This is a genomic window from Herbaspirillum lusitanum P6-12 (genome assembly GCF_000256565.1).
Classification (GTDB): Bacteria; Pseudomonadota; Gammaproteobacteria; order Burkholderiales; family Burkholderiaceae_D; genus Herbaspirillum; species Herbaspirillum lusitanum.
The window spans coordinates 1-920 of the sequence record NZ_AJHH01000585.1 but is presented as its reverse complement, the minus strand read 5'-3'; the positions used below and the strand labels follow the sequence as shown (position 1 = coordinate 920).

Annotated in this window: 1 protein-coding gene and 1 pseudogene; both read right to left on the bottom strand. The window is 66.4% G+C overall.

The window, feature by feature from the left end; translation table 11 throughout:
* Positions 1-301: pseudogene (locus HLUSI_RS0119380) on the bottom strand (energy-coupling factor transporter transmembrane protein EcfT); the annotation flags it as partial.
* Positions 301-831, bottom strand: a complete 531-nt coding sequence (locus HLUSI_RS29655; RefSeq protein WP_016835524.1) for an ATP-binding cassette domain-containing protein — start codon at positions 829-831, stop codon at positions 301-303. The gene HLUSI_RS29655 and the pseudogene HLUSI_RS0119380, both read right to left, overlap by 1 nt.
* Between the last annotated feature and the right edge of the window lie 89 nt (positions 832-920).

Here is a 920-nt window from a genome sequence, read left to right as displayed (position 1 = left end):
GCATGGCGGCGGCCATGATGCGCAGCGCGCTGACCAGGCCGACGGCGGGATTGCCCATCGCCCAGTGGAAGCCGGCAATCAGCGCCGACGCAATCAGCAGGCCGCGCAGCATGCGCCACTGGCGCCAGCCGGCCGGACCGAGCGAGGCAAACAGCGCCAGCACAACGGCGGCGGCGATGGCAATACCGCGCACGTCGGCGGTCAGCATCAGCATGGTGCCGCCTAGCGAGAGCGCGACCAGTTTGAGCCAGGCGGGTACGCCATGCAGCCAGGTGCGCCGTGTCGAATAGAGGCTACGCATTACGTCGCGTCGGCCTGCGCTGCAGGTTGCAGAACTTCTTGCAAAATTTCTGCGGCGGTATCGCGGGCAGCGCGCTCGTGTACGTCCTGCGCATAAGCGGCACAAATGTCGCGGCCGGGCCCGTCGGCGCGCAACTTGCCCTGGTCCAGCCACAACACGCGTTCAAAATCCTGCACGTGATCCAGCAGATGCGTCGACAGGATGATCTGCTGGCTGGTGGCGGCGATCTGCGCCGACAGGCGCAACTGACTCGGCAGGTCCAGCGCGGAATACGGTTCGTCCAGCAACAGCGTGGCCGGCGTGGTGATTTGCAGCGCCATCAGGCAGACCTGCTGACGCTGGCCCTGGCTCAGTTCGCCGACGGCGCTGCTCTTGCCGGCGCCGTTATCGCCGACCAGGCCGATGCGCGACTCGGTCAGGTGCAGGTCGATGTGTTCCAGCACGACGCGGTCGCCGCGCGCCAGCGTGACCGATTCGAGCCGGATGCCGGGCGTTGCCGTACCGGCGGGAGGCAAAGTTTTCAGGGTCATAGAGATGATCGGCTATCTGCGCCGTAGGGCCGCCATTATATGACAGCGTGGACGGAGGGGCGGCGAGCTTGCCTGCAGGAAATGAGGCC

Bases quoted from the DNA above. Each gene is read 5' to 3' on its own strand.
- HLUSI_RS29655 (WP_016835524.1), bottom strand. From the start codon at position 831: ATGACCCTGAAAACTTTGCCTCCCGCCGGTACGGCAACGCCCGGCATC.